We start from the raw sequence: 202 nt of genomic DNA on the forward strand, positions 1-202 counted from the left end.
AAAAAGACCTCAACAGTCCAACGTTGTTGGTACATGTCGGCAATGGTTTCCGCAGACGCATGGAAGAGGTTCGTCACGACCCGAATGTCGCGGCCATTCGCATCTCGAAAGATCACCACCCGGTGACGCTTGGTGGAGCGGCATTGTTTCGTCCCCAACTGGCACGTGAAGTCGGCTTGAACCGATGAGGATGTGCTGGAAA

1 protein-coding gene is annotated in these 202 nt (G+C 54.5%); it reads right to left on the reverse strand.

The window, feature by feature from the left end:
* A partial coding sequence (locus VU18_RS17660; protein ID WP_152668842.1) for a transposase occupies positions 1–202 on the reverse strand: 202 nt, incomplete at both ends.

The organism is Geobacillus sp. ZGt-1 (assembly GCF_001026865.1).
Classification (GTDB): domain Bacteria; phylum Bacillota; class Bacilli; order Bacillales; family Anoxybacillaceae; genus Geobacillus; species Geobacillus thermoleovorans.